Source organism: Peptoniphilus harei (assembly GCF_900454685.1).
GTDB classification, from domain to species: domain Bacteria; phylum Bacillota; class Clostridia; order Tissierellales; family Peptoniphilaceae; genus Peptoniphilus_A; species Peptoniphilus_A harei.
In genome coordinates, this window is record NZ_UATM01000032.1 from 1,840,282 (window position 1) to 1,861,341 (window position 21,060).

Annotated in this window: 21 protein-coding genes, 1 pseudogene and 1 riboswitch; of the genes and pseudogenes, 5 read left to right on the forward strand and 17 right to left on the reverse strand. The window is 33.3% G+C overall.

Annotated features, from left to right (window positions below; translation table 11 throughout):
• Nucleotides 1-2 precede the first annotated feature (2 nt).
• The 10 genes from hpt to DRZ96_RS10110 all read right to left on the reverse strand — a co-directional run bounded on the left by hpt (nucleotide 3) and on the right by DRZ96_RS10110 (nucleotide 8,630).
• The gene (gene hpt / locus DRZ96_RS10065; RefSeq protein WP_112890545.1) at nucleotides 3-545 is read right to left on the reverse strand and encodes a hypoxanthine phosphoribosyltransferase; all 543 of its coding nucleotides are present in this window, start codon (nucleotides 543-545) and stop codon (nucleotides 3-5) included.
• Nucleotides 532-1,866 (reverse strand): tRNA lysidine(34) synthetase TilS, encoded by a 1,335-nt coding sequence (tilS, locus tag DRZ96_RS10070; protein WP_112890546.1) that lies wholly within the window; start codon nucleotides 1,864-1,866, stop codon nucleotides 532-534. The genes hpt and tilS overlap by 14 nt, the downstream gene beginning before the upstream one ends.
• 47 nt (nucleotides 1,867-1,913) lie before the next feature.
• The gene (locus DRZ96_RS10075; RefSeq protein ID WP_070702160.1) at nucleotides 1,914-2,291 is read right to left on the reverse strand and encodes a S1 RNA-binding domain-containing protein; all 378 of its coding nucleotides are present in this window, start codon (nucleotides 2,289-2,291) and stop codon (nucleotides 1,914-1,916) included.
• A 21-nt stretch (nucleotides 2,292-2,312) separates the two neighbouring features.
• Nucleotides 2,313-2,633: an FtsB family cell division protein gene (locus tag DRZ96_RS10080; RefSeq protein ID WP_112890547.1), complete on the reverse strand. Its 321-nt coding sequence runs from the start codon at nucleotides 2,631-2,633 to the stop codon at nucleotides 2,313-2,315.
• A 39-nt stretch (nucleotides 2,634-2,672) separates the two neighbouring features.
• A complete protein-coding gene (locus tag DRZ96_RS10085; RefSeq protein WP_112890548.1) occupies nucleotides 2,673-2,915 on the reverse strand; it encodes an RNA-binding S4 domain-containing protein in 243 nt (80 codons plus the stop codon).
• A gap of 756 nt (nucleotides 2,916-3,671) precedes the next feature.
• On the reverse strand, nucleotides 3,672-3,950 hold the full coding sequence (locus DRZ96_RS10090) for an HU family DNA-binding protein (protein ID WP_005957971.1): 279 nt from the start codon (nucleotides 3,948-3,950) through the stop codon (nucleotides 3,672-3,674).
• A gap of 139 nt (nucleotides 3,951-4,089) precedes the next feature.
• Nucleotides 4,090-5,007: an SAM-dependent methyltransferase gene (locus DRZ96_RS10095; protein ID WP_112889215.1), complete on the reverse strand. Its 918-nt coding sequence runs from the start codon at nucleotides 5,005-5,007 to the stop codon at nucleotides 4,090-4,092.
• 165 nt (nucleotides 5,008-5,172) lie between these two features.
• Nucleotides 5,173-6,129 (reverse strand): hypothetical protein, encoded by a 957-nt coding sequence (locus DRZ96_RS10100; RefSeq protein WP_112889214.1) that lies wholly within the window; start codon nucleotides 6,127-6,129, stop codon nucleotides 5,173-5,175.
• A gap of 114 nt (nucleotides 6,130-6,243) precedes the next feature.
• Nucleotides 6,244-7,416 (reverse strand): methionine adenosyltransferase, encoded by a 1,173-nt coding sequence (metK, locus tag DRZ96_RS10105; protein WP_112889216.1) that lies wholly within the window; start codon nucleotides 7,414-7,416, stop codon nucleotides 6,244-6,246.
• Between the two features lie 125 nt (nucleotides 7,417-7,541).
• Nucleotides 7,542-7,634: riboswitch (SAM riboswitch) on the reverse strand.
• 42 nt (nucleotides 7,635-7,676) lie between these two features.
• The gene (locus DRZ96_RS10110) at nucleotides 7,677-8,630 is read right to left on the reverse strand and encodes an AEC family transporter (RefSeq protein ID WP_112890549.1); all 954 of its coding nucleotides are present in this window, start codon (nucleotides 8,628-8,630) and stop codon (nucleotides 7,677-7,679) included.
• Nucleotides 8,631-8,716: 86 nt separating this feature from the next.
• Here DRZ96_RS10110 and DRZ96_RS10115 point away from each other — a divergent pair, with 86 nt between their 5' ends.
• From DRZ96_RS10115 to DRZ96_RS10130, 5 genes are all read left to right on the forward strand, one after another.
• Nucleotides 8,717-9,619, forward strand: a complete 903-nt coding sequence (locus DRZ96_RS10115; RefSeq protein ID WP_112890550.1) for a hypothetical protein — start codon at nucleotides 8,717-8,719, stop codon at nucleotides 9,617-9,619.
• A gap of 33 nt (nucleotides 9,620-9,652) precedes the next feature.
• Complete coding sequence (locus tag DRZ96_RS10120; RefSeq protein WP_070702177.1) at nucleotides 9,653-9,862, forward strand: DUF1858 domain-containing protein; 210 nt, start codon at nucleotides 9,653-9,655, stop codon at nucleotides 9,860-9,862.
• Nucleotides 9,863-9,941: 79 nt separating this feature from the next.
• Entirely contained in the window at nucleotides 9,942-11,279 is a 1,338-nt protein-coding gene (locus tag DRZ96_RS10125) for a YcdB/YcdC domain-containing protein (protein ID WP_236587201.1), read from the forward strand.
• A gap of 46 nt (nucleotides 11,280-11,325) precedes the next feature.
• On the forward strand, nucleotides 11,326-11,943 hold the full coding sequence (locus DRZ96_RS11790; RefSeq protein ID WP_236587202.1) for a hypothetical protein: 618 nt from the start codon (nucleotides 11,326-11,328) through the stop codon (nucleotides 11,941-11,943).
• Nucleotides 11,944-12,009: 66 nt separating this feature from the next.
• Nucleotides 12,010-13,020 (forward strand): polysaccharide deacetylase family protein, encoded by a 1,011-nt coding sequence (locus DRZ96_RS10130; RefSeq protein WP_112890551.1) that lies wholly within the window; start codon nucleotides 12,010-12,012, stop codon nucleotides 13,018-13,020.
• A 607-nt stretch (nucleotides 13,021-13,627) separates the two neighbouring features.
• On the opposite strand, the gene gltX is transcribed toward DRZ96_RS10130, so the two are convergent.
• The 7 genes and pseudogenes from gltX to DRZ96_RS10170 form a co-directional block, all read right to left on the reverse strand.
• Nucleotides 13,628-15,103, reverse strand: coding sequence for a glutamate--tRNA ligase (gene gltX / locus DRZ96_RS10140; protein ID WP_201621244.1), 1,476 nt, complete (start codon nucleotides 15,101-15,103; stop codon nucleotides 13,628-13,630).
• A gap of 41 nt (nucleotides 15,104-15,144) precedes the next feature.
• The gene (locus tag DRZ96_RS10145) at nucleotides 15,145-16,707 is read right to left on the reverse strand and encodes an S-layer homology domain-containing protein (RefSeq protein WP_112890553.1); all 1,563 of its coding nucleotides are present in this window, start codon (nucleotides 16,705-16,707) and stop codon (nucleotides 15,145-15,147) included.
• Nucleotides 16,708-17,009: 302 nt separating this feature from the next.
• A complete protein-coding gene (locus DRZ96_RS10150) occupies nucleotides 17,010-18,335 on the reverse strand; it encodes an NCS2 family permease (protein WP_112890554.1) in 1,326 nt (441 codons plus the stop codon).
• A gap of 142 nt (nucleotides 18,336-18,477) precedes the next feature.
• Nucleotides 18,478-19,116, reverse strand: a complete 639-nt coding sequence (locus DRZ96_RS10155) for an ABC-2 transporter permease (protein WP_112890555.1) — start codon at nucleotides 19,114-19,116, stop codon at nucleotides 18,478-18,480.
• Complete coding sequence (locus DRZ96_RS10160) at nucleotides 19,113-19,727, reverse strand: ABC-2 transporter permease (protein WP_112890556.1); 615 nt, start codon at nucleotides 19,725-19,727, stop codon at nucleotides 19,113-19,115. Before DRZ96_RS10160 ends, DRZ96_RS10155 begins: the two co-directional genes overlap by 4 nt.
• A complete protein-coding gene (locus tag DRZ96_RS10165; RefSeq protein WP_112890557.1) occupies nucleotides 19,724-20,326 on the reverse strand; it encodes a hypothetical protein in 603 nt (200 codons plus the stop codon). Before DRZ96_RS10165 ends, DRZ96_RS10160 begins: the two co-directional genes overlap by 4 nt.
• Nucleotides 20,323-21,033 (reverse strand): annotated as a pseudogene (locus tag DRZ96_RS10170) (ATP-binding cassette domain-containing protein); the annotation flags it as partial. The gene DRZ96_RS10165 and the pseudogene DRZ96_RS10170, both read right to left, overlap by 4 nt.
• Between the last annotated feature and the right edge of the window lie 27 nt (nucleotides 21,034-21,060).

Consider the following 21,060-nt stretch of genomic DNA (forward strand, 5'->3'; position numbering starts at 1 on the left):
TATCACTCCTCACTATTAGAATAGACAGATTCATCTAATATTCCAATGTAAGGAAGACCTCTGAATCTCTCGTTATAGTCCATTCCATAACCAATTACAAAGTGGTCATCAATTTCATATCCATTATATTTAACAGGTAGCTCAACCTTTCTCCTAGATGGTTTAGAAAGCATAGTCACGATTTCAACGGACTTTGCTCCTCTTGATCTTAAAAGTTTAGTCAAATAAGAAAGTGTTACACCTGTGTCGATTATATCTTCAACAATTAGAATATCCTTATCAACAATATTAGTTGAAATATCCTTTAGAATCCTAACCTCACCCATGGACCTTGTTCCTTGATAGCTGGAAACATCCATAAAGTCGTACTCAAGGTCTAGATCAATACTTCTCATAATATCTGCCATAAAGGGAACGCAACCCTTTAGGATTCCAAGAAGTAATAAATTTTTGTCCTTGTAGTCCTCTCTTATTCTCTCGCCAAGTTCTTTAACTTTTTCCTTGATTTCTTCTTCAGAATAAAGAACCTCTTTAATTTCTGACATTTTTAACCTCCAAAACGAGCTTGTTCTTTGTATTTTTATCAATTTTAACATCTTCTGAGATATCCATCCCAACCACATAGATAATTTTTTCATCATCACACACAAGGCCTATCTCATCTCTTAAAAGTCTGTCAACTTTTCTATCAATAAAATAGTCTTTTAGCTTTTTATTATTCTTCATCCCCAGAGCTTTAAACCTATCTCCTGGGGCCCTCTTCCTTATGTGAAGACTACCCCTTATTTTATCATAGTCCATTACTTTTATAAAGGAATTGGCATGACTTTCTTCTCCATCTTTTCTTATAAAAATTTCTCCAAAATCTGTTGAATTTATTCCAAGCTTTAAGTCCTTACTTGCTTTTTCTTTTTTCTCTTCAAGTCTTTCAATATAGACTTTGTCGTAGGACCTTCTTGCATAAATATTCTTCCCAAGATCAACCTGCCTTCCAGACTGGCCAAGACACAAGTCATAAATGGCAAGAATGTTAGATCTGTTTAAAATATTTTCTTTATAAAAATTCTCTTCTAGGTATCTTTTTATTATCTCTTGACCTATAAATTTTTTAAGCTTTATAATTTCAGAAGAAATTAAAAACTTATGCCCCAGGCACTTGTCGTAGTTTTCCTTTACGATCTCATCTACAAATTCACTAGCTTCTTCTGCATTCTCAGAAAGTCTAAGTAAAGAATTTATTATGTCTGGATTAAATTTTTTAAGTTCAGGAATAAGTCCCAGCCTAATTTTATTTCTCGTATAAATTTCTTCAAAGTTTGTCTCATCATCAAAATAAGCTAGCTTATTCTTGTGGAGGTAATCTTCTATTTCTTCCCTCCTAATATTTATAAGAGGCCTAAAGACATCTTCATTGACCTCAGAAATTCCAGCAAGACCCTTTAGACCTGTCCCCCTCATAATATTAAAAAGGACCGTCTCTGCCCTATCATTGGCATTGTGGGCTGTTAAAATTTTTCTTCCTCTGGAGTTTTCTCTAAAGAATTCATACCTTAAAATCCTGCCAGCCTCTTCTGATGAAATTTTTTCTTTCCTTGCAAATTCATCCATGTTCACAGTCTTAGTAATACACTTAAGTCCAAAATCTTGGCAAGTTTTTTTTACAAAGTCCTCATCTCTTTTGGCAGTCTCCCTTATCCCATGGTTTAGGTGGCAGACAATAATATCAAGGTCCCAGTCATCCTTTAAATCCATTAGATTATAAAGAAGATACATGGAGTCTGCCCCTCCAGATACGCCAAGACTTAGCTTGTCAGACTTTTTTATAATATTTAATTTTTTTAAATTTTCATAAAATATCTTATCCATAATTAAAATAAAAAAAGTGGCAAACTATCAAAAGATAGTCACCACTACTAATTTCTAGAATTTTTCTTCTTCGTCTTTTGATTGTATCTTGCTCTGGCTTCGTCAAGCTTAGTATTGCTTTCCTTAAGGAATTTGCTCAAAAGGTCTTCAAACTTTTGATCGACTTTTTCATCCTTAGGTTCTTCCTTTTTTTCAACTGCATCCTTTATAGATAGGGCAATCTTTCCCTTCTCATCAATGCTTAAGACCTTAACCTTAACTTCGTCACCTTCAGCAATGTGATTATTGATGTCCTTTACAAAAGTATCTGCAATTTCAGAAATATGTACTAGACCACTTTTGCCATCTTCTAAATCAACAAAGGCTCCAAACTTGGCAACCTTAGTTACTACACCTTCAACAATATCGCCTGGCGATAAATCCATAACTTCCTCCTAAATTTTATTTTAAATATCCTTTTCAGAATTATTAATCTTATCTTTATCCTTGTTCTTATCAACATAGATAACTTCTCTTGGTTTAACCATACCTAAATCTTCTCTCGCAACTTTTTCAATAAAATCAGTTGAGGAAGAATTTTCCAGTTCAGAATTTAAATTATCTATTTCAAGTTTTAAATTAGAAATTTCCTGATTGTTGGCAGAGATAATCTCAAGTTTTTGATTCCTAAGAGAAATCGACTTGCCAATTTTTATTGATCCAAGAATCACAGACCCTAGGATAATAAGGGCAAGAGCCAAGGGAAATCTTCTTCTTTTTAACTTCATAAGTAACCCCTCTTAATTTCCAATTGGATTAATCTCGATCTAATCTATCCTGTCGTAAAGAGTTTCTGCATCCTTCTTAGAATTTACATCAGAAATGTCCTTAACCTTGACCCTAATCTTTCTTTCACCAAGTTGTAATGAAATAATGTCGTCAATGTTAACAGAGTCTGATGGCTTAGCAACCTTGTCGTTGATTTCAACAAGGCCCTTTTCGCAGGCTTCTTTAGCTACAGTTCTTCTTTTTATAAGTCTTGAATTTTTTAAAAATTTATCTAATCTCATAATCCTCTCCAAGTAAGAATATATCAAATACAGAAGAAAATATCAATACTAAGGCAAAATTTGGGCATAAAAAAATATGGTCTAAGATATCTCTCTAAACCATATATTAATAATTTCTCTTTTCCAGCATTGGCTATTGTAAAGCTCAAAAAAAACTTTCTTTTACCTTACTTTTGAAAATCTAGTTTTATACAAGTGTTTAATCTTTACTAAATCCTTTTAATTTTACCACTTAACTGCGTAATGTATTGATAAGTAAATATAATTAAATATTATTAAGATAACCATAAATGCTATCGCTGTCTTTTTATAGCCTTCTTTGAAACTTTTATACATAGTTATAAGGTACAAGATTTGTAGTGTAAAGTATAAAATTGTATACTTATCTGTTAAAAAATATCTAAACATAAAATTTACCCTCTTCCACTCCAGTCTACTGTAGTTATAAACTTTACTTGAAGATCAAATATTTTAGACTTATAATATCCCTTTATTATAGAGTTGATTTGATCATCCTTAATTTTAAATCATTGAGCAAATATTTTTCTCAAGCCTGGTAACCTAATATATAATAAAAAATAAATTAACTTTTAATTACATATACTTAAGTCCTAAAAAGCTATCATCTTTATAATTTTTCATTATACAAAAATAGTGCAAGATAGGAATTAAAACCTTCTTACACTATTCTGTACTAAAAATTGTTCTTATGCTACTTTATCAACTAGTTTAAAGAAACATAAGTCCTTCTTTTTCTTACTTATTAACAGCTTCTTTAAGAGCTTTACCTGATCTGAAAACTGGTGCTTTAGATGCAGGAATCTTAATAACTTCTTCTGGATTTCTAGGGTTTCTTCCTTCTCTAGCTTTTCTTTGTCTAACTTCGAAAGTTCCAAATCCAACTAATTGAACTTTTTCTCCGTCAGCAAGAGCTTCTTGAACTGAAGAGATAAATCCGTTTAAAGCTTGTTCAGCGTCTTTTTTAGTAAGACCTGATTTTTCAGCAATGCTTGCTACTAATTCTGATTTGTTCATTTTATATCCTCCTTGAAGAATTTTCTTTAATCTTTTTCCTAGTTTAAGACCCTCTCAACCTTTAATATTCCAAGATCTAAAAGGGCTCTTTTCCTAAGACTGTTACAATTATAACCTAAGTTAAGTTTATTTTCTACATTTATTTTAAAAAAATCGCTATTTTATCCAATTTTTTGTATATTTCATCATAAATTTCACGGAAATCCACTAGACCTTCCTTGTCTTTTAATAAAAGTAATAATATAGATAAAATTAGGATGTCTGTCTCATTTTCATAGTCCATGGATAAGTCCTCAGACTTTTCAATTAAAAGTTTTTTTATCTTTTCAAAACTATCGTCATCTAGATAAATATCTTCTCTTTCCAGAATATCTTCAAGCCTATCCATAATTAGGGGAAGATTTTTGCCACTTGTCCTTGGAATGTAAATGCAAGATTGGTGGTTGTAGTCATCAATCCTTGGAAGTTTATAAATTTCAACCTTCCTTACAATCTCATCGTCAAGTCCAGCGTTTGTTATTACATAAGCCATGTCATCTTCCTTGTAAACTTCTTGAAGAAGGAGGGAAAGGTCTGATGCAATTCTCTTGTTATAGACTTGTGTTATTAGGGTATCACGTCTTGTGTCGAAGTCAAACTTCTTTGCATCTGAGTCTAAAAATAAGAGTCCATCAACGGCGTCTCTTCCCACTCCAGCAAGAACTGGTTCAATAAAAGAAATTCCATTTACAATATTTATATCAGCCTTTTTATCTATTAGGAGCCTAACAGTTTTTTCTGCAACTAAGGGAGTTCCTGGAACAAAATAATTTATCTCCTTATCCTTAGCTTCTTCTAATAAAACTTCTACAATTTTATTGTAAACTTCATCAAAGCTTTCCATCTCATTGTACAAGTAGTCAAATGACTCATATTCTATTTTATTTTCTTCAAAAAAAGAAAGGGCTTCATGCCTGTCAGTCCTCAAAAAATTTTTATTTCCATTTTTCATAATTTTTACTGCTTTAAGGGTAAGGTCTCTTGAAGAAGTGGACCCAAGTCCAACAACATTTATCATTCTAATCACCTTCTTACATTATACACATAAACTTTTAATTGTTTTCAAATTTTTATTAACTTCATCTTAATTTCAAACTTCTTTTTATTTTCAAATTCAAAATAATTTTGGTTTTTTGTTAAAAGTTTACATAAAAAAAGAGGGGTCTTCCCCTCCTCTTGTGGATTAATCAAATCCAAATTTTTCTCTCATTATTTTAAGTTCTTCATCAGTTAAGTCACTTTCATCAACTGACTTTTCACTTTCTTCTTCTGCCATTTTCTTCTTGTGTTCTTCCACAATCTTATCGTGCTCAGCTATAACTGCTAGGGCAACGTCTTGTGGAATCTCTATAGATTTCTTTTCCACTTCAGAAAGTTCAACCTTGCCACCTACACAGAATTTCTTGCCGTCTTCAAATTCATAAACAAAAACTTCAAGTTCTCCTGCTGGATTCTTAATAGAAATCTTATAATCTTCATCAAGCTTTGCAATGTCATCTTCAAGATAGTTTACTACTGCAATAGTTCCTGATCCACAAGAACCTTCTCTAAATAAAGTTTCAGAACCTTCTACATAAACGTAAGGAATCATTTCTAGTTTTTCCTTGTTAAAGAAAAGAACTCCATAGGCTTCGTCCTTGTGGTCTTTTTTAAGGACCTCAAGAGCCTTATCTACAAATTCTTTATCTTCTTCTTCCTCAACAACTAGATGGCTAATGCCAGGAAGCTTAATAAGAGTACAGTCTTTGCCATCTATTGTTAGCTTTTCTCTGCCAATAGGAGCATCTAAAGCTACATAAGCCTTTTGATTTTTAACATCTGCAATAACATCAGTAGTTCCTTCGTGACCACTTACATAGACTTCTATATCAACAAGTCCATCTGTGTCATAGAAGCTTGCAGAGTAAAGTCCGTAAGCTCTTGTTGCGTTGGCACAAAACTCTCCACCCATCATATCCATCCTAAGTGGTGCACCTTCATATGCTGGAGAAATAAATCCAACTTGCTCTACATCCTTATCTATTTGTTCCATGATACAGTCTGTGTAAGCTTTTCTATATCCTGGATATACAGGAGCTACAACAAATCCTGTTATATTTCCACATGGGTTTGCTCTAAAATAATTAAAAGTTTTCTTCATAACCATCCTCTTCTCGACTCTAAAAATAAATTTACTCTTTAATTATAGCATACTAAGTTAGTCTTTTTTAACCGCTATTCTTATCTTACCCTAAATTTAATTTTTAACGCAGTCTTATTTGAGATATTTCTTTAGGTCTTCTACCCTATCAGTCTTTTCCCAAGGAAGGTCTAGGTCATTTCTACCAAAGTGACCATAGGATGCAGTTTGTCTGTAAATTGGTCTCAATAGGTCAAGGTCACGAATTATTGCAGCTGGTCTCATATCGAAGTTTTCCATAATAATCTTTTCGATTTCTTCGTCAGATAATTTGCCAGTGCCAAAAGTTTCTACATAAACTGAAGTTGGTCTTGCAATACCAATTGCATAGGCAAGTCCAATTTCAACTTTTTCTGCTAGTCCTGCTGCCACTAGGTTCTTTGCAATGTATCTTGCATAGTAGGCACCTGATCTGTCAACCTTTGTTGGATCTTTACCTGAGAAAGCTCCACCGCCGTGTCTTCCAAAGCCGCCGTAGGTATCAACTATTATTTTTCTACCAGTAAGTCCCGCATCGGCCATTGGTCCACCAATAACAAATCTGCCAGTTGGGTTGATGAAAAATTCTGTGTCCTTGTCTATAAATTCTTTTGGAACAACCTTTTCTACAACTTCTCTTATTATATCTTCCCTAATTTGTTCCATAGAAATTTCTGGAGCATGTTGAGATGAAACTACAACATTTTTAAGTCTTACTGGTTTATCTTCTTCATATTCAACTGTAACTTGAGTCTTGCCATCTGGTCTTAGGTAGTCAAGTGTACCATTTTTTCTCACTTCAGTTAATCTTCTTGATAACTTGTGGGCAAGAGAAATTGGAAGTGGCATTAGCTCTTCTGTTTCGTTGCAGGCAAATCCAAACATAATCCCTTGGTCTCCTGCTCCAAAGGAGTCAAGTTCATCTACTCCTTCTTCCTTAAACCTGTCAACACCCATTGCTATGTCAGAGGATTGTTCCTTGATTGCAGATAGGACTGCACAAGTGTTTCCATCAAAGCCAAATTTGGCCCTGTTATATCCAATATCTTCTAGGACTTCTCTTGCAGTTTTTTCAAAATCTACATAAGTTTCTGTTGAGATTTCTCCAGTTATAACTATCATGCCTGTGGATGCCATAGTTTCACAGGCTACTCTTGCATTTTTATCTTCTGCCAAAATCTTATCTAAGATGGCATCAGATATTTGGTCGCAAACTTTGTCAGGATGTCCTTCTGTTACGGACTCTGAACTAAATTGCCATTTTTTCATTTTATTCTTTCCTCCATTTTAAATACCTTGATTTAATGTATGAATCTTTTTATTTAGTCAAATTTATAAAGTCTTTTAAATTTTAATCCATAAAAAAATCCCCACGCAAAAGTGAGGACCATTAAACCTCATCTTCCAGATAAAAATCTGTGGGATTTAGCACCAACTAGGTTGCCGGGTTTCACAGTGCCCATTCACTCCACCACTCTCAATAAGGTATTATTTATATTTTGTAGCTTGATTATAGCACTTAAAAATTCTTAGTGCAACAAATTAAAATAGTTCATTAGGGATATTCCCAAAGGATAGGTAATAATACTCATAATAAAGCTTAAGGTTATTACCTTTGATGCAAACTCATAATCAGAATTCATCTGCTTTGTAAATATAAAACAGTTGGCTGCACATGGAGTTGCCCAAAATACATAGGCAATGCCTAGTTCCATATTAGTAAAGCCAAGCTTAACTCCAATAGGTACTAGGATTAATGGAGCTAAAACTGTTTTTATAAAAGCTGATGTAAACATAAGCTTGAAGTCACTCTTTGATGACTCAAAGTTGAGGCTGGCTCCAATTAAAATCAGTGACATTGGCGTTGAAATCTTCGCCACCATTTCTATTGCCTTGTCTATTCCTTGATAGACTGGAATGTGTAAAAAATTAAAAATCGCACCAAAGACTACTCCAGCAATCATTGGGTTCTTAATAATCTTTATAAGTATATTGGAAATAGAAATTGACTTGTCTTCTGACTCAGAATAGTAGGTCAAGAGGACAATTGCAGAAATATTGTAAAGAGTTAGTCCAAAAGCAATTATTACTATCATGTGTTCCATTGATGGAGCTCCATTGTAAATAATATCTAAAATTGGAAATCCAACATAAACAAAGTTTGACCTGTAGGCACAGTGGACAAAGGAAGATAATTTTTTCCTGTCTTTAATCCTAAAAGATTTACCAATTACAAGAGCAAGAAAAATTACAAAGATAATCCCTAATAATATGTAGGCAACATATTTTGGATGGAGGGACTCAATCCTCGCATTCTTTATGTCGTAAAATAATTTAAAGGGCAGGGCCATATAAAAAACAAGCCAGGTTCCCCTGTCTACAAAGTTGTCGTCTATGTATCCTTTTTGTTTTGCAAAGTATCCCAGTAGCAAAACTATAAATACGGGCGATACAATATTAAAACCCATAAGTAAGTTACTCATAAAATCACCTCATTAAATTATAGGGTAAATATTTAGGCTTGTCGAGGGCAATCTTTTAAAATACAATAGACCTAGGAGGTCATGTTATGAAAAAAATAATTTCTATTGGACTTACGTCCCTTGTTTTAATTACAAATGTTTTTGCTGGAGCAAAAGTTTCTAGCCAAAGCGTTTATGTTGATGGAAAAGACACTGGCGTTAAGGGTTACAACATCGAAGACAACAACTACTTCAAGTTAAGAGACATTGCAGCTCTTCTTGATGGACTTGATGCCGAGTTTAATGTTTCCTACGACAGCGACAGAGAAGCTGTTATGATTAACAGCAAGTCTGACTACAAGAAGACTGAAGAAGATTTAGCTCCCCTAAAGGACAGTAAGAACGAAGTAAAAAAATCAAACCACAGGGTTTTTGTGGATGGTGTGAGACATTCCTTTAAGGTTTACACAATTGACGGCTACAATTATTTCCAATTGAGACAACTTGGAAAGACAATTGGATTCGATGTTGACTTTGACGAAAAAAATAATTCTGTTTTAATTGATTCAAAGGCAATACCTGGTCGTTCTCTTGTAAATAACCAAGTAGATGTAAAAATTGTTGACTATGCAACTGACTACGAAGAAAAAGAACTGGACATCTTGAAGAACCCTCTTCTTGACATTTCCAAATTTCTTGCTAATATTAAAAACGAAGTACTTGCAACAGCTGAAGAAGGTAAGTTAAGTAGTGAGTCAACTTATGTTAAGTCAGAAAATATTGTTGAAGTTCTACCAACTTCTGCTAAGTATAACGGCAAACTCACTTACACTCCTTATATAAAAATTGACCAAGGAGATAAGTCTGAAGTCTTCCCTTATGAAAAAGAATTTGAAGTTGCAAAAACTTTAACATCAAAGGGCTTTGACTCCACAGACGAATTTGAAATCAGCATGGGAGCAAAAAGTAAAGATCATTTTGTTAAGTACTCATCTTTTAAATATAAATAATTTTGGGTATATAAACTAGGGAGGTGTTAATAGATGGAAATTAAAAAAGATATGTTAATCGGACAAATTCTTTCAGAAAAACCTGAATCAATTGGTACACTAATGAGTTTTGGAATGGGTTGCATCATGTGCCCATCTTCTCAAATGGAAACTCTTGAAGAAGCAGCAATGGTTCACGGTATAGATCCAAATACGCTTGTAGCTGCTCTTAATGAAGATAAGAAAGAAGAAGCGGAAGCTTAATCTAAAGCTTAAATTTGAAGAGGCAGAGGCCTCTTCTTTTTTTACATAAATACTTTAATGATTTAATAAGGAGATAATTATGAAAAAGAAATTAATTTATGCCCTATCTCTAGCCCTACTCGTTGGACCAGTTGTGGCTTCAGTTGAAAAGACCAACTACAATCCAACAGATGAGACAGTGTCTGTTGACATAACAAAGAAAGAAAAAGAAAAGGTTGAAGAAATTAAAGAAGTATTTAATATCACAGAAGCCTATGAAGATTTTAATTTGATTAAGGAACCAATAAATTCTGAAAAAGTATCTACTTATTATTTAAATAAAAAAGCAAAAAATAAAAGTCTTGACTCCTACCAATGGTCTGATGAAAATTTAGGAAATTTACAAGTTACCTACACAAGTGATGGCGACTTCTACTCTTATTCAAAGTGGAGCAAGGATCAATATGACAATAAAAATTCTGAAAAAATTTCAAAAGACCAGGCACAAAAAATTGTAGAAGAAAAGCTGGCAAAACTTATTCCAGACTTTGACAAAAAATATAAATTAAAGGATTTCTCTCTCCTAGATGATGGAAAAGAATTAAGTTTATTTTATGAGAGACTCGTTAAGGGAATACCTCTTGCATCATATTCACTTTATGTAAATATTTCCCTAACTTCTAAGGAAATAAGAGATATGGGAATCAACTCCGACTTTGGACCTGCCACATCCTTCTTAAGTGATAAGGACTTTACAGACAAGGCCAAGTTAAGTCAAGAGGATGCGGAAAAAATATTTGCAGAAAAGTTCCCACTTAGGCTATCCTACAAGATTTCTAATAGCGGCAAGTCTGTGTCCAAGGTCTACCATTCAGAAATTTTTGATATAGATGCAGAAGATGGGAAGCTCGTAAAAAATAATAATTTAGGATTTATGCCCTATGAGATGGATAAAGCTGCTGACGTTATAAGTTTAACTGATGTGGAGGTTAAAAAGATTGAAGACCTAAAGGACTTAAAGAAAAAGTCCCAAGCCAAGAAAAGAGCCTATGAAATTGCTGGCGATGGTTACCAAGTTACTTCAATCTCCCTGAACTCTGACAAGGAAAATTATTACTACAATATTAATCTAGAAAAAGATAAAAATTATGGTCATATCACACTTAATGCCAAGAACTTAAATCTTGTTTCCCTAGACCTTTGGACTGACAGAAAAGTTTACAATAATAAAGTAAAAGAAGAAGACGCAAAAAAACTTGCCCTAGACTTCCTAGAAAAGTATGGAGATAAGTCTGAGCTTAACTTAGATAAAGTTTCTATAGACTCATCTAAGATGGGAACTTCTGTTACTATACCAAGATATGTAAATAAACTCCCTGTTCTAAAAGAAGGTGTTAAAATTTTTGTAGACCAAGATAAAAAAAATTTCATCTTATGAAAGAACTTTTACGAAAGTAGATTTTTCAAAAGCTAGTGACAATAACTTGACCCAAGAAGAAGCCAACAAGATTTTCTTATCCTCTAAAAACTTTGGTCTAAAGTATGTGATAACTGACAAGGGACCTAAACTTTTCTACGGAAACATCAAAGACTTTGACCCAGTCATTGGCCAAGATGAAATCTTAAGAGACTATAATGGAGAGATTATTAACTTCAAGGAACAAATATCCTATCCTGACCTTGATAAGGCAAGGAATAAGGATGCCATCCTCTTCTTAAAAGATATGGAAATTGGTTTAATTGGAAGAAATCTTTCTGACAAAATAACTTACCAAGACTTTGTCAAGCTCTTAAATGGGTCAAGTGGAATGAACTCTTCCTACATGGATTCTTTTGGCCTAGACCTAGAAAAGCTAAAAGACAAAAATATTTTAGAAAAGGATGTTGTTAAGACCCTCGTGACAAAAAATAATCTTGAAAGATTTACTAAGGCCAAGGGAATCTTTAAGGAAGATTTATATAAAAATCAAAAATCCCTAGGCGACTATGAATCTTATTATATTATCGCAAAAGGCTTTGGATATATTGATGGGGACATAGACCCAGACAAGGAAATGACCCTTGAAGAAATCCTATACCTAATCTATAACTCAATAAAGTAATTGTAATTCTTTTGTAATTGCTTCTTACCTCCCACTGATGTATATTTATCAATGGGAGGTTTTTTTATGACCCAAACAAGTTATGAAAGAAGAAAAAGATTAAGACGACAAAAGGCCAGAAGAAAAAAGAGAATTAGGCAAATTATTTCTATTTCGATTTTTGCACTAATACTTATACTTATTTTCTCAAAAATTTTCTCTGGTATTAAAAATTCAAAAAACAAAGAAGTTTCACCTGCCCTTATGTGGTACTACACAAATGAAATTTATAAGGACAGACCAAGACCAATATTTTATGAAAAAGAATACATTTCAAATGTGGCCTTGGATAAGCTTAATAAAATGGAAGATGAGTTTATTGTCAAGGGATCCAACCACTTAAAAAGGGTTGATAAGTATGCCTATGATGCCAAAAAAATTCGTGACTACACTGTCCACCAAAACTACAAGGGTGAAAAGAAAATTGTATTCTTGACCTTTGATGATGGACCAAACAATGAAATCACTCCACAAGTTTTGGACACCTTAAAGAGAGAGAATGCTCGTGCAACCTTCTTCTTAGTTGGTAAATCAATTGGAGATAAGACTGCAGATAGGGTTAGAGAAATTCTTGCAAATGGCAATGCCATTGCAACTCACTCCTTCTCTCACGACTACGACTACCTATATCCAGGAAGAGTCGTAAGTCCAGAAAGAGTCTATGGAGAAATAGAAAAGACTAATGAAAGACTTCAAAATATCTTAGGCGATGACTTTCATTCCAAGGTCTTTAGGTATCCAGGTGGCGAGATGTCTTGGAAGAATACTCCTGCATCAAACTCTTTCTTAGAATCAAGAGACATAAATTGGATTGACTGGAACTGCCTAGTTGGCGATGCAGAGAAAAAATCTGTTAGACCAACAACGACTGCAGGTCAAATCGAATATCTTGACAGGAGCTTAAATAAAAATAAGAACACAAAAATTGCCGTTGTCCTTGCCCACGACGCAAGAAACAAACAGCTAACAGCTGATTCCCTATCAGAAGTTATAAAGTACTTTAGGGACAGAGACTATGAATTTGGAATTTTAAAATAATTTCAAATTTTTAACAAGTTTATAAAAAATTAGAGGACTGTTTTTATTTTCAGTCCTCTTTTTATTTGCCTAAATTCTTATTAATTAAAGCAATATTATTAATTTTTAAATTAAGCCAAGTCCTTTTTTATTAAGTAAATTAAAATAAATAGGCTGACAAAGGCCAGTATATAAGAAAATAATATAAAGGCAATAAATAAATAATTTCCACTTTTCTCATCTAGACTTCCAACAATAAGTAGACTAGGTAGATAAGATAAAAAATTAAGATAAGTATAGATAATAAGACAAACTTTAATAAAAGTAATACTTATATTATCAATAAAAATATAAGCACAACACAAGCTTAAAAATATTATAAAGGCATGAATTAAAAACCTATAAATTATATTAGATCTTTTAGGATACTGCCATAGGATTACCTGTAAAAATTTTTTTATATTTCTCGTCAACTATATCCCCACCTAAAAAATACTTATAATAATATTATTAGTTTATTGAGTTAAAAATTATCTACAATTTAAAAAATAAAAAATTATTTTCTTAAAAGATTTTGGTCTCAATCTAAAAAAAGGACTAATCTCTATGACTAGTCCCATTCTTTTTATTAAAGTGAATTTTTAATTTTTTCTGCTCTTTCAATAAGCTTGTCCTTGCCTAAAAGGTAAAGGATATTTTGCATTTCTGGTCCGTGAACATTTCCAGAGATTGCAGCCCTAACTGGCATGTAAAGTTTCTTGCCCTTTACTCCAGAGTCTTTTTGCACTTCCTTCATAAGTCCCTTGGCAGTTTCCATATCAATTTCATCGTGGGATTTTACAATTTTTATAAAGGAATCAAGAAGTCCTGGCACGTGTTCTTGTGCAAGCTCTTCTTTTGCGGCATCTTCTGTGATTTCAATGTCGCCAAATAGGAACTTAATGTGTTCTGGAATATCTTCTAACTTGTCACAAGCTTCTCTAACTGTGTCTATTAAGATCTTGTACCATTCAAAGTTATCCCTAATTTCTTCTTTGCTTAGTAGGCCTGATTCAGTTACAAATGGGATAGCAAGTTCTGAAAGTTTTTCTAAGTCATAGGACTTCATGTAGTGAGAGTTAACCCAATTTAACTTGTCTGTGTCAAAGATTCCTCCAGACTTTCCTACCCTGTCAAAGGAGAATTTTTCTACTAACTCGTCTAGTGACATGATTTCTTCTCCATCTTCTGGAGACCAGCCAACAAGTGCAAGATAATTTACAATACCTTCTGGAAGGTAGCCCCTCTTCTTAAAGTCTTCTACAGAAACATCTCCTTGTCTCTTAGAAAGTTTTTTTCTGTCCTTATTTAAAACTGTTGGAAGGTGAACAAATTCTGGCGCTTCCCAGCCAAGACATTCGTAAAGGTAAACGTGCTTTGGAGTTGAAGGAAGCCATTCTTCTCCTCTAACTATGTGAGTGATTCCCATTAGGTGGTCGTCAACAATTACAGCCATGTGATAAGTTGGGAAACCATCTGACTTCATTAATACTTGGTCGTCTATTTCATCAGTGTTTATTGTAACTTTTCCACGAACTGCATCGTTAAAAGTGATGTCCTTGTTCTTTGGAAGTTTAAGTCTTACAACATAATCTTCTCCTGCTGCAACTCTCTTTTTAGCTTCTTCTAGAGGAATCCCACGGCAAAGTCCATCATACTTTGGAACCTTACCCTTAATTCTTTGTTCTTCTCTAAGATTGTCTAATCTTTCCTTGGAGCAGAAACAGTAGTAAGCGTGTCCTTCTTCAATTAGTTGATCAACATATTTTTTGTAGATGTCTAATCTTTCTGATTGGATGTAAGGTCCACAATCGCCAACTTCTGTTAGCTTGCCATCCCTTACAACAACACCTTCGTCATGAGAGATGCCTGCCCATTCAAGGGATTCAATTAGGTTTTCTATGGCACCTTCCACATATCTTGTCCTATCTGTATCTTCTATTCTCAAAACAAATTTGCCGCCATTTTTCTTTGCAAATAGGTAGTTGTAAAGAGCTGTTCTCAAACCTCCAATGTGAAGGTAACCTGTTGGTGATGGTGCAAATCTTAATTTAATATCTGACATTATTTCTTCCTTTCTATTTACTTTTCTATTTATTTTTCTATTCACTTTGCTGTAATTTCTATAACTTGATAATAAGCCCAGTGGTTCCTCTTTAGGTCCTTAAATGGGTTCTTTGAATACTTATCCAAGAAAGACTTGTTGATCTTCCTATCTAAAACTTTATTAAATATTGTGGCAGCTTCTGCCCTTGTTATCTTGTCATTTGGCTTAAATTCATTTTTTGATTTTCCAACCATAATTCCATGACTTGATAGGGTATTTATGGCATCACTTGCCCAATAGTTTTCTTTTACGTCTTTAAAGTCAATTGGATTGTTGCCCACATTTAATTTTAAATAATTTGCCATCATGCTGGCAAATTGTGCCCTAGTCATTGGCTCCTTTGGTCTAAAAGTTCCATCTTCATAACCTGAGATTAGGCCCTCTTTTTCTATGAAGACAATATTGTCATAGAACCATTGGCCTTCTTTAAGGTCACTAAACTTAGTATCTCCATTGGACTTGGCCTTGTCGTCAATTAATCTCTTTAAAACTGAAGCAGCCTCTGCCCTAGTTATTTTTTCATTAGGAGCGAATTTATCCTCAGATATACCTGCCATGTATGGTAGTCTAACAAGCTCTATGGACTTTTGAAGTTCTTCAAGAGACTTATTAATTTCATCAGTTGAAACTTCGCTCTTTACAACAATATATTCAGCTGACGCAATTGCTGCACGAAGTCTTCTTTCATTTTGAATTCCTGCCTTGGCAGTGGAAAGATTTTTTCCAAAGTCCACATAGTCAGTTAATTTCTCAAGAGTTTTTATTGTGCTGTAAGTTTCTAACTCGTCGTTGTTTTCATTTACAAGTTCTGCTGACTTCTTGGATTCCACCTTGGCCTTTACCATATAGTCCAGGCTGGCTTCCTTGTCTTTAGTAGTCGCAGCTATCCTTAGGTATGATCCTTCTTTTAGGTCTAGGCCTTCAAAGATAAAGTTTCCCTTGGCATCGGCCTTTGTAGTTGCCACAAGTTTCTTATCAATGGCAAGTCTCAAATCAGCATTTTTTTCTGTTGTTCCTTCAATCTCACTTGATCCATCGTAAACGTCCTTGATAGTCAAAACACCATTTTGAGTTTTTGTTGATGATTCAAGATTTTTTTGGTCACTTTTAGTGTCCCCTTCCCTGTCAACATAAGAAAGGACAAAGGAGTTTTTTAAGTTGGAACTTGAACCAACATCACTTTTCACCCTAGTGTTGATCTCTAGATTTAACTTGTCTCCCTTGATTACAGAAAGGTCATTGGCATTAATAGTGACAATGTTTTGGTCCTTTCCCTTAATGGAAGTTTCCCTAATATCAAGCTTGCCAGCCACTTCCTTCTCATCAATTAATTTTGTTCCCTTTACATCAAGTGCCTTATCAAATAAAAGAGTTACAGAAAAAGATGAATACTTCTCCTTGTAGTCTTTTGGCAAATTTACAATTAAATTATACTTTAGACTGTCTCCACTCTTCGCCTGTGAAAGACCTGGTTGTTCTAGAACAACTTGGATGTCTTCAGCAGCAAAAACATTTACAAAAAGAGTAAGAGCCATTACTATGTATAAAAACATTTTTTTCATAAAAACGCCCCCTTAATATACTTACAATTATACTAAAGGGTCCCCAACAATTCAATAAATGAGACTTTATAAATAATTCTGACCTTACAAGAAAATAACACTTCACAAAAATTTATGACTTCACAAATAATTACAAGTTTATACAAAATTGTTACTCGTGAATTTATTATAAACTCATAAAAAAATCTCACCTACAAAAATATTATCAACTCATAAAAAATTACCACTTATAAACTCACTGTTAACTCATAAAAAAATAGGACCTCAAAATAATTTTTGAAGTCCTAAAAAATTCTTATTTCTTATAAAGGTAAAATTGGTCTTAGGTATCTTAGTGTAAAGATAAGGGCCAATAAATACATAACAGGTGAAACTTCTTTTCCACGTCCTGTTGTAACTTTTAAGATTACATAAGAGATCATTCCCACAGAAATACCTTCTGCAATTGAATAAGCAAAGGGCATTGTCACCATTGTCAAAAAGGCTGGAACTGATTCTGTATAGTCATCTAATTTTATTTGATTAATTGGACTAATCATAAAAAGTCCTACCATTACAAGGGCAGCTGATGTCGCTTGTGCTGGCACAATTGAAAAAATCGGGAATAAAAATAATGATATAAAGAAGAAGAAGGCACAAGATAAAGTTGTAAGTCCAGTTCTTCCTCCATCAGCAACACCTGATGCAGATTCAACAAAAGTTGTAACAGTAGATGTTCCTAAAAGGGCACCAATAACTGTACCAACTGCATCAGCTAAAAGTGCACGTCCAACTCCTGGTAGGTTTCCATCTTCATCAATTAGGTCTGCCTTAGTTGCAACTCCAGTAAGAGTTCCCACTGTGTCAAATAAGTCTACGAATAAGAATGTAAACATTACAGAGAACATATCAAGTGTGAAGATGTCTCCCCAGTGAAGCTTAAAGGCAACTGGCTCAAGTGATGGTGGAAGTGAAAATAACATTCCTCCAGGTAAGTGGCTAACTCCCAAGATAAGGGCAAGTACAGTTCCAGTTATAATTCCATATAAAAGTGCTCCCTTGACATTTTTTGCTGTTAAAAGTGCCATCACCATAAGTGATACTATAAAAACAAGAGATGGTCTTGATGCAATATCTCCAAGAGCAATAAGAGTTGCATCGTTATCAACAATAACTCCTGCTGAGATAAGTCCCACTAGGGTAATAAAAAGTCCAATACCAACTGATACTGCATTCTTAAGTGACATTGGTATTGAAGTAAATATTGCTTCACGAATATTGAAGAAGCTCATCACTATAAATACAATACCTTCCAAGAATACTGCCGTTAGGGCGTAGGACCAGTCGTGACCCATGCTTAGGACAACTGTGTAAGTGAAGAAAGCATTAAGTCCCATCCCTGCTGAAAGTGCGAAGGGCAAGTTTGCAAAAAATCCCATAAAGATCATTGCAATGATTGAAGCAACTATGGTCGCAGTGAAAACTCCACCCTTGTCCATTCCAGTTTCAGATAACATATTTGGATTTACAACAAGTATATATGACATTGTCATAAAAGTTGTAAGTCCTGCCAAAAATTCTGTCTTGGCATTAGTCTTCCTCTCATTGAGAGAAAAAGTTTTTTCTAAAAAACTTGAATTTGTTTCCATTTTTTCCTCCTCATTTAAAATACATTTTTAATTCTATCATATTGTGAGATAAATGGCAGGAAGATGATGAATTTATTTCTGTGAAAATAATTTTTAAATCAAAAAAAGACTCTTGAAGTGCGGCTTCAAAAGTCTTTCTCTATTAATAATCTTTTCTCTCTCCTATTATTAGAGAGATTATATAAATTGTCATTACAAAGGCAAGTAAGAATAAAGTTAATTTAAGAGAACTTGTCTTTTTTATTATGCCCAGGAAAAAGCCTGAGGGATTCTTTCCAAGTTTATCTAAAAATGGAAGCAAGGCAGGAGAGCTTGTAAATATTGTTCCCACTCCACTATTTTGTCCAAAGTAAAGATAGATGGGAATGTTTATAAGGTAATAGGCCATCATAAATAGTGAAATAAAAAGTCCAAACTCAAATTCCTCCCCACGCAATTTAACATTTTGTAAGATGTAAGCCATTAAGAGCCCATCTATAATAAATATTATTGCAATCTTCAAGAACTTTACATTTATTATGTCACGTCTCGATACACCCATACACAAAAAATATGGTTTGCTCTTGTCAATCATCATACCTTCACTACTTATTACATATAATACGAAATGAACTAGGATAGCTGATAGGTAAACTAGAACGAAGGATTTGTCTGTGAAAAACCTATATTCTTCTGACATAAGTCCAATAGTCTTTAGGGAAAATATCATTATTATAAATATTAAATAAGCAATAATAAATTTTTTCCTAATTTTAAAATCATTTTTTAAAAGAATTTTCATCCTATCCCCTCTCTCAAGTATTTTGTAGAATATTTATAGTCTAATCCAAAGGACAAGATGCAAATTATTATTGAGCCTACTATAAATATTGGTCTGTAGTTAATTAAAATGTCATAATTGGTCATGTAGATTAGGCCAAAAATTATACCAAATCCAACAATCAATAGACCATATAGTAATGACACTAAACCTTTTTTGTATTTTGTAAAAATTAGGTGACTAAGGCTAAGGGCGAAAAAGTCCAAGGCTATTAGGATGTTGACATACATATTTAAAATAAGTCTGTCTCCATCAGAACTGGTAATCATCCCAATTAAAAATACAAGACTAGTAATAATAAATACTATTAGATTTTTTATAATCTTGGCAAGAGAATAATCTTTTATAGATGCTGGCATAGTCATGAACTTTTGAAAATCTTTGAAGTTATCTCCAAAAACAACTTGTGACCTCAAACTAAAGACCATAATAAAGGCCCATTGCAAAAAAAATTGTTCAGATTTTTCCCCTGTAATCACAACACTCAAAGCTAAAATTGCCCCAATAACAATTACAAGTGGAAGGGCAAGCTTTTTTACAAGTTTAAAGTCATTATATAAAACTGCTTTCATATTATCTCATTCTCCTTTAAAAGTTTTGATGAGAATTTATAATCCATAAAAACTGAAATTACTGGTAAGGCTATGGAAAGAATTATAAAAATTATTTTGTAATTCAAAAGATACTTGGTGTATCTAAGCAATGGCATCCCAACTAATAAAACAAATAATGTATAAATTATAAAAATATAAGATTTTTTATATTTTGAAAAAAATATATGGAAAATGCTCATTAAGCTAAAATCAATTGCTAAAAAATAAAATATAAATCTTTTTATAATTTCCATTGTAATATTTTCTTTAAAAATTACTAAAGAAAAAAATGCTGTCGATGTTATTACATAAACAATTATATTCCTCATGATTTTTCCAAGGGCATAGTCATTAATAGAAACTGGTATTGTTAAGAAATTACCCATATCATTATACTTATCTCCAAAGACAATTTGACCTCTTAATGTATAAGAAACAATGGCAACGCAGTAGTTGAGAAGTCTGTTGTCTCCTCCCCTATTATTAATAAAAATTAAGAGTATTAATGCCAATCCTACTATTGATGCTAAAAAATAATACTTAAATATTTTCCACTCATTTATTAATACTGCTTTCATTGTCCACCTCTTGATAAGAATATCATTATGTCCTCCACATTTGCCCTGTCCACAACTTCATTTGGATAAAATTCTTTAAAAACTTGGACATTTTTTATCAAGGCTTCTGTTGAGTATTTATTTTTTCTTGTCTTTAAGATGAAGTCTCCATAATTTTTTAAATTTTCCTCAGAAGTTTTTAAAATTCCATACTTTTCTATTAGAGAGTCCTTTTCATCGTATAAGATTAGTCTTCCCTCGTGGATATAAATTATATAGTCGGCAATTTTTTCTATGTCAGACAAGATGTGGGACGAAAATAAAATTGTCTTATCCCCATCCTTGATGTAGTCAAACAAAAATCCTATAATCTCGTCACGAATAACTGGGTCGAGACCAGAAGTCGGCTCATCAAGGATCAAAAGGTCTGGGTCATGACAAATGGCAGAAATAATTTTTAGCTTCATTAGGTTACCGGTAGAGAGTTCGTTTAACTTTTTGTCCCTGGGCATCTTAAATTTTTCTGCGCAGTCATAAAACATATCTTCATCAAAATTTTTGTAGGCAACTTTTAAAATATCAACAACATCTTTGATCTTAAAAGTATCGTTGAAGAAGGAGTCAGGTATCACTGCCCCAATTTTCTCAAAGGATTCCTTATGGATTTCTTCTCCAAAAACTTTTATGTCTCCATCATACCTATAGAGGTCCAAGATGCACTTAAGTAGTGTTGTCTTGCCCTACAATGTCAAGCA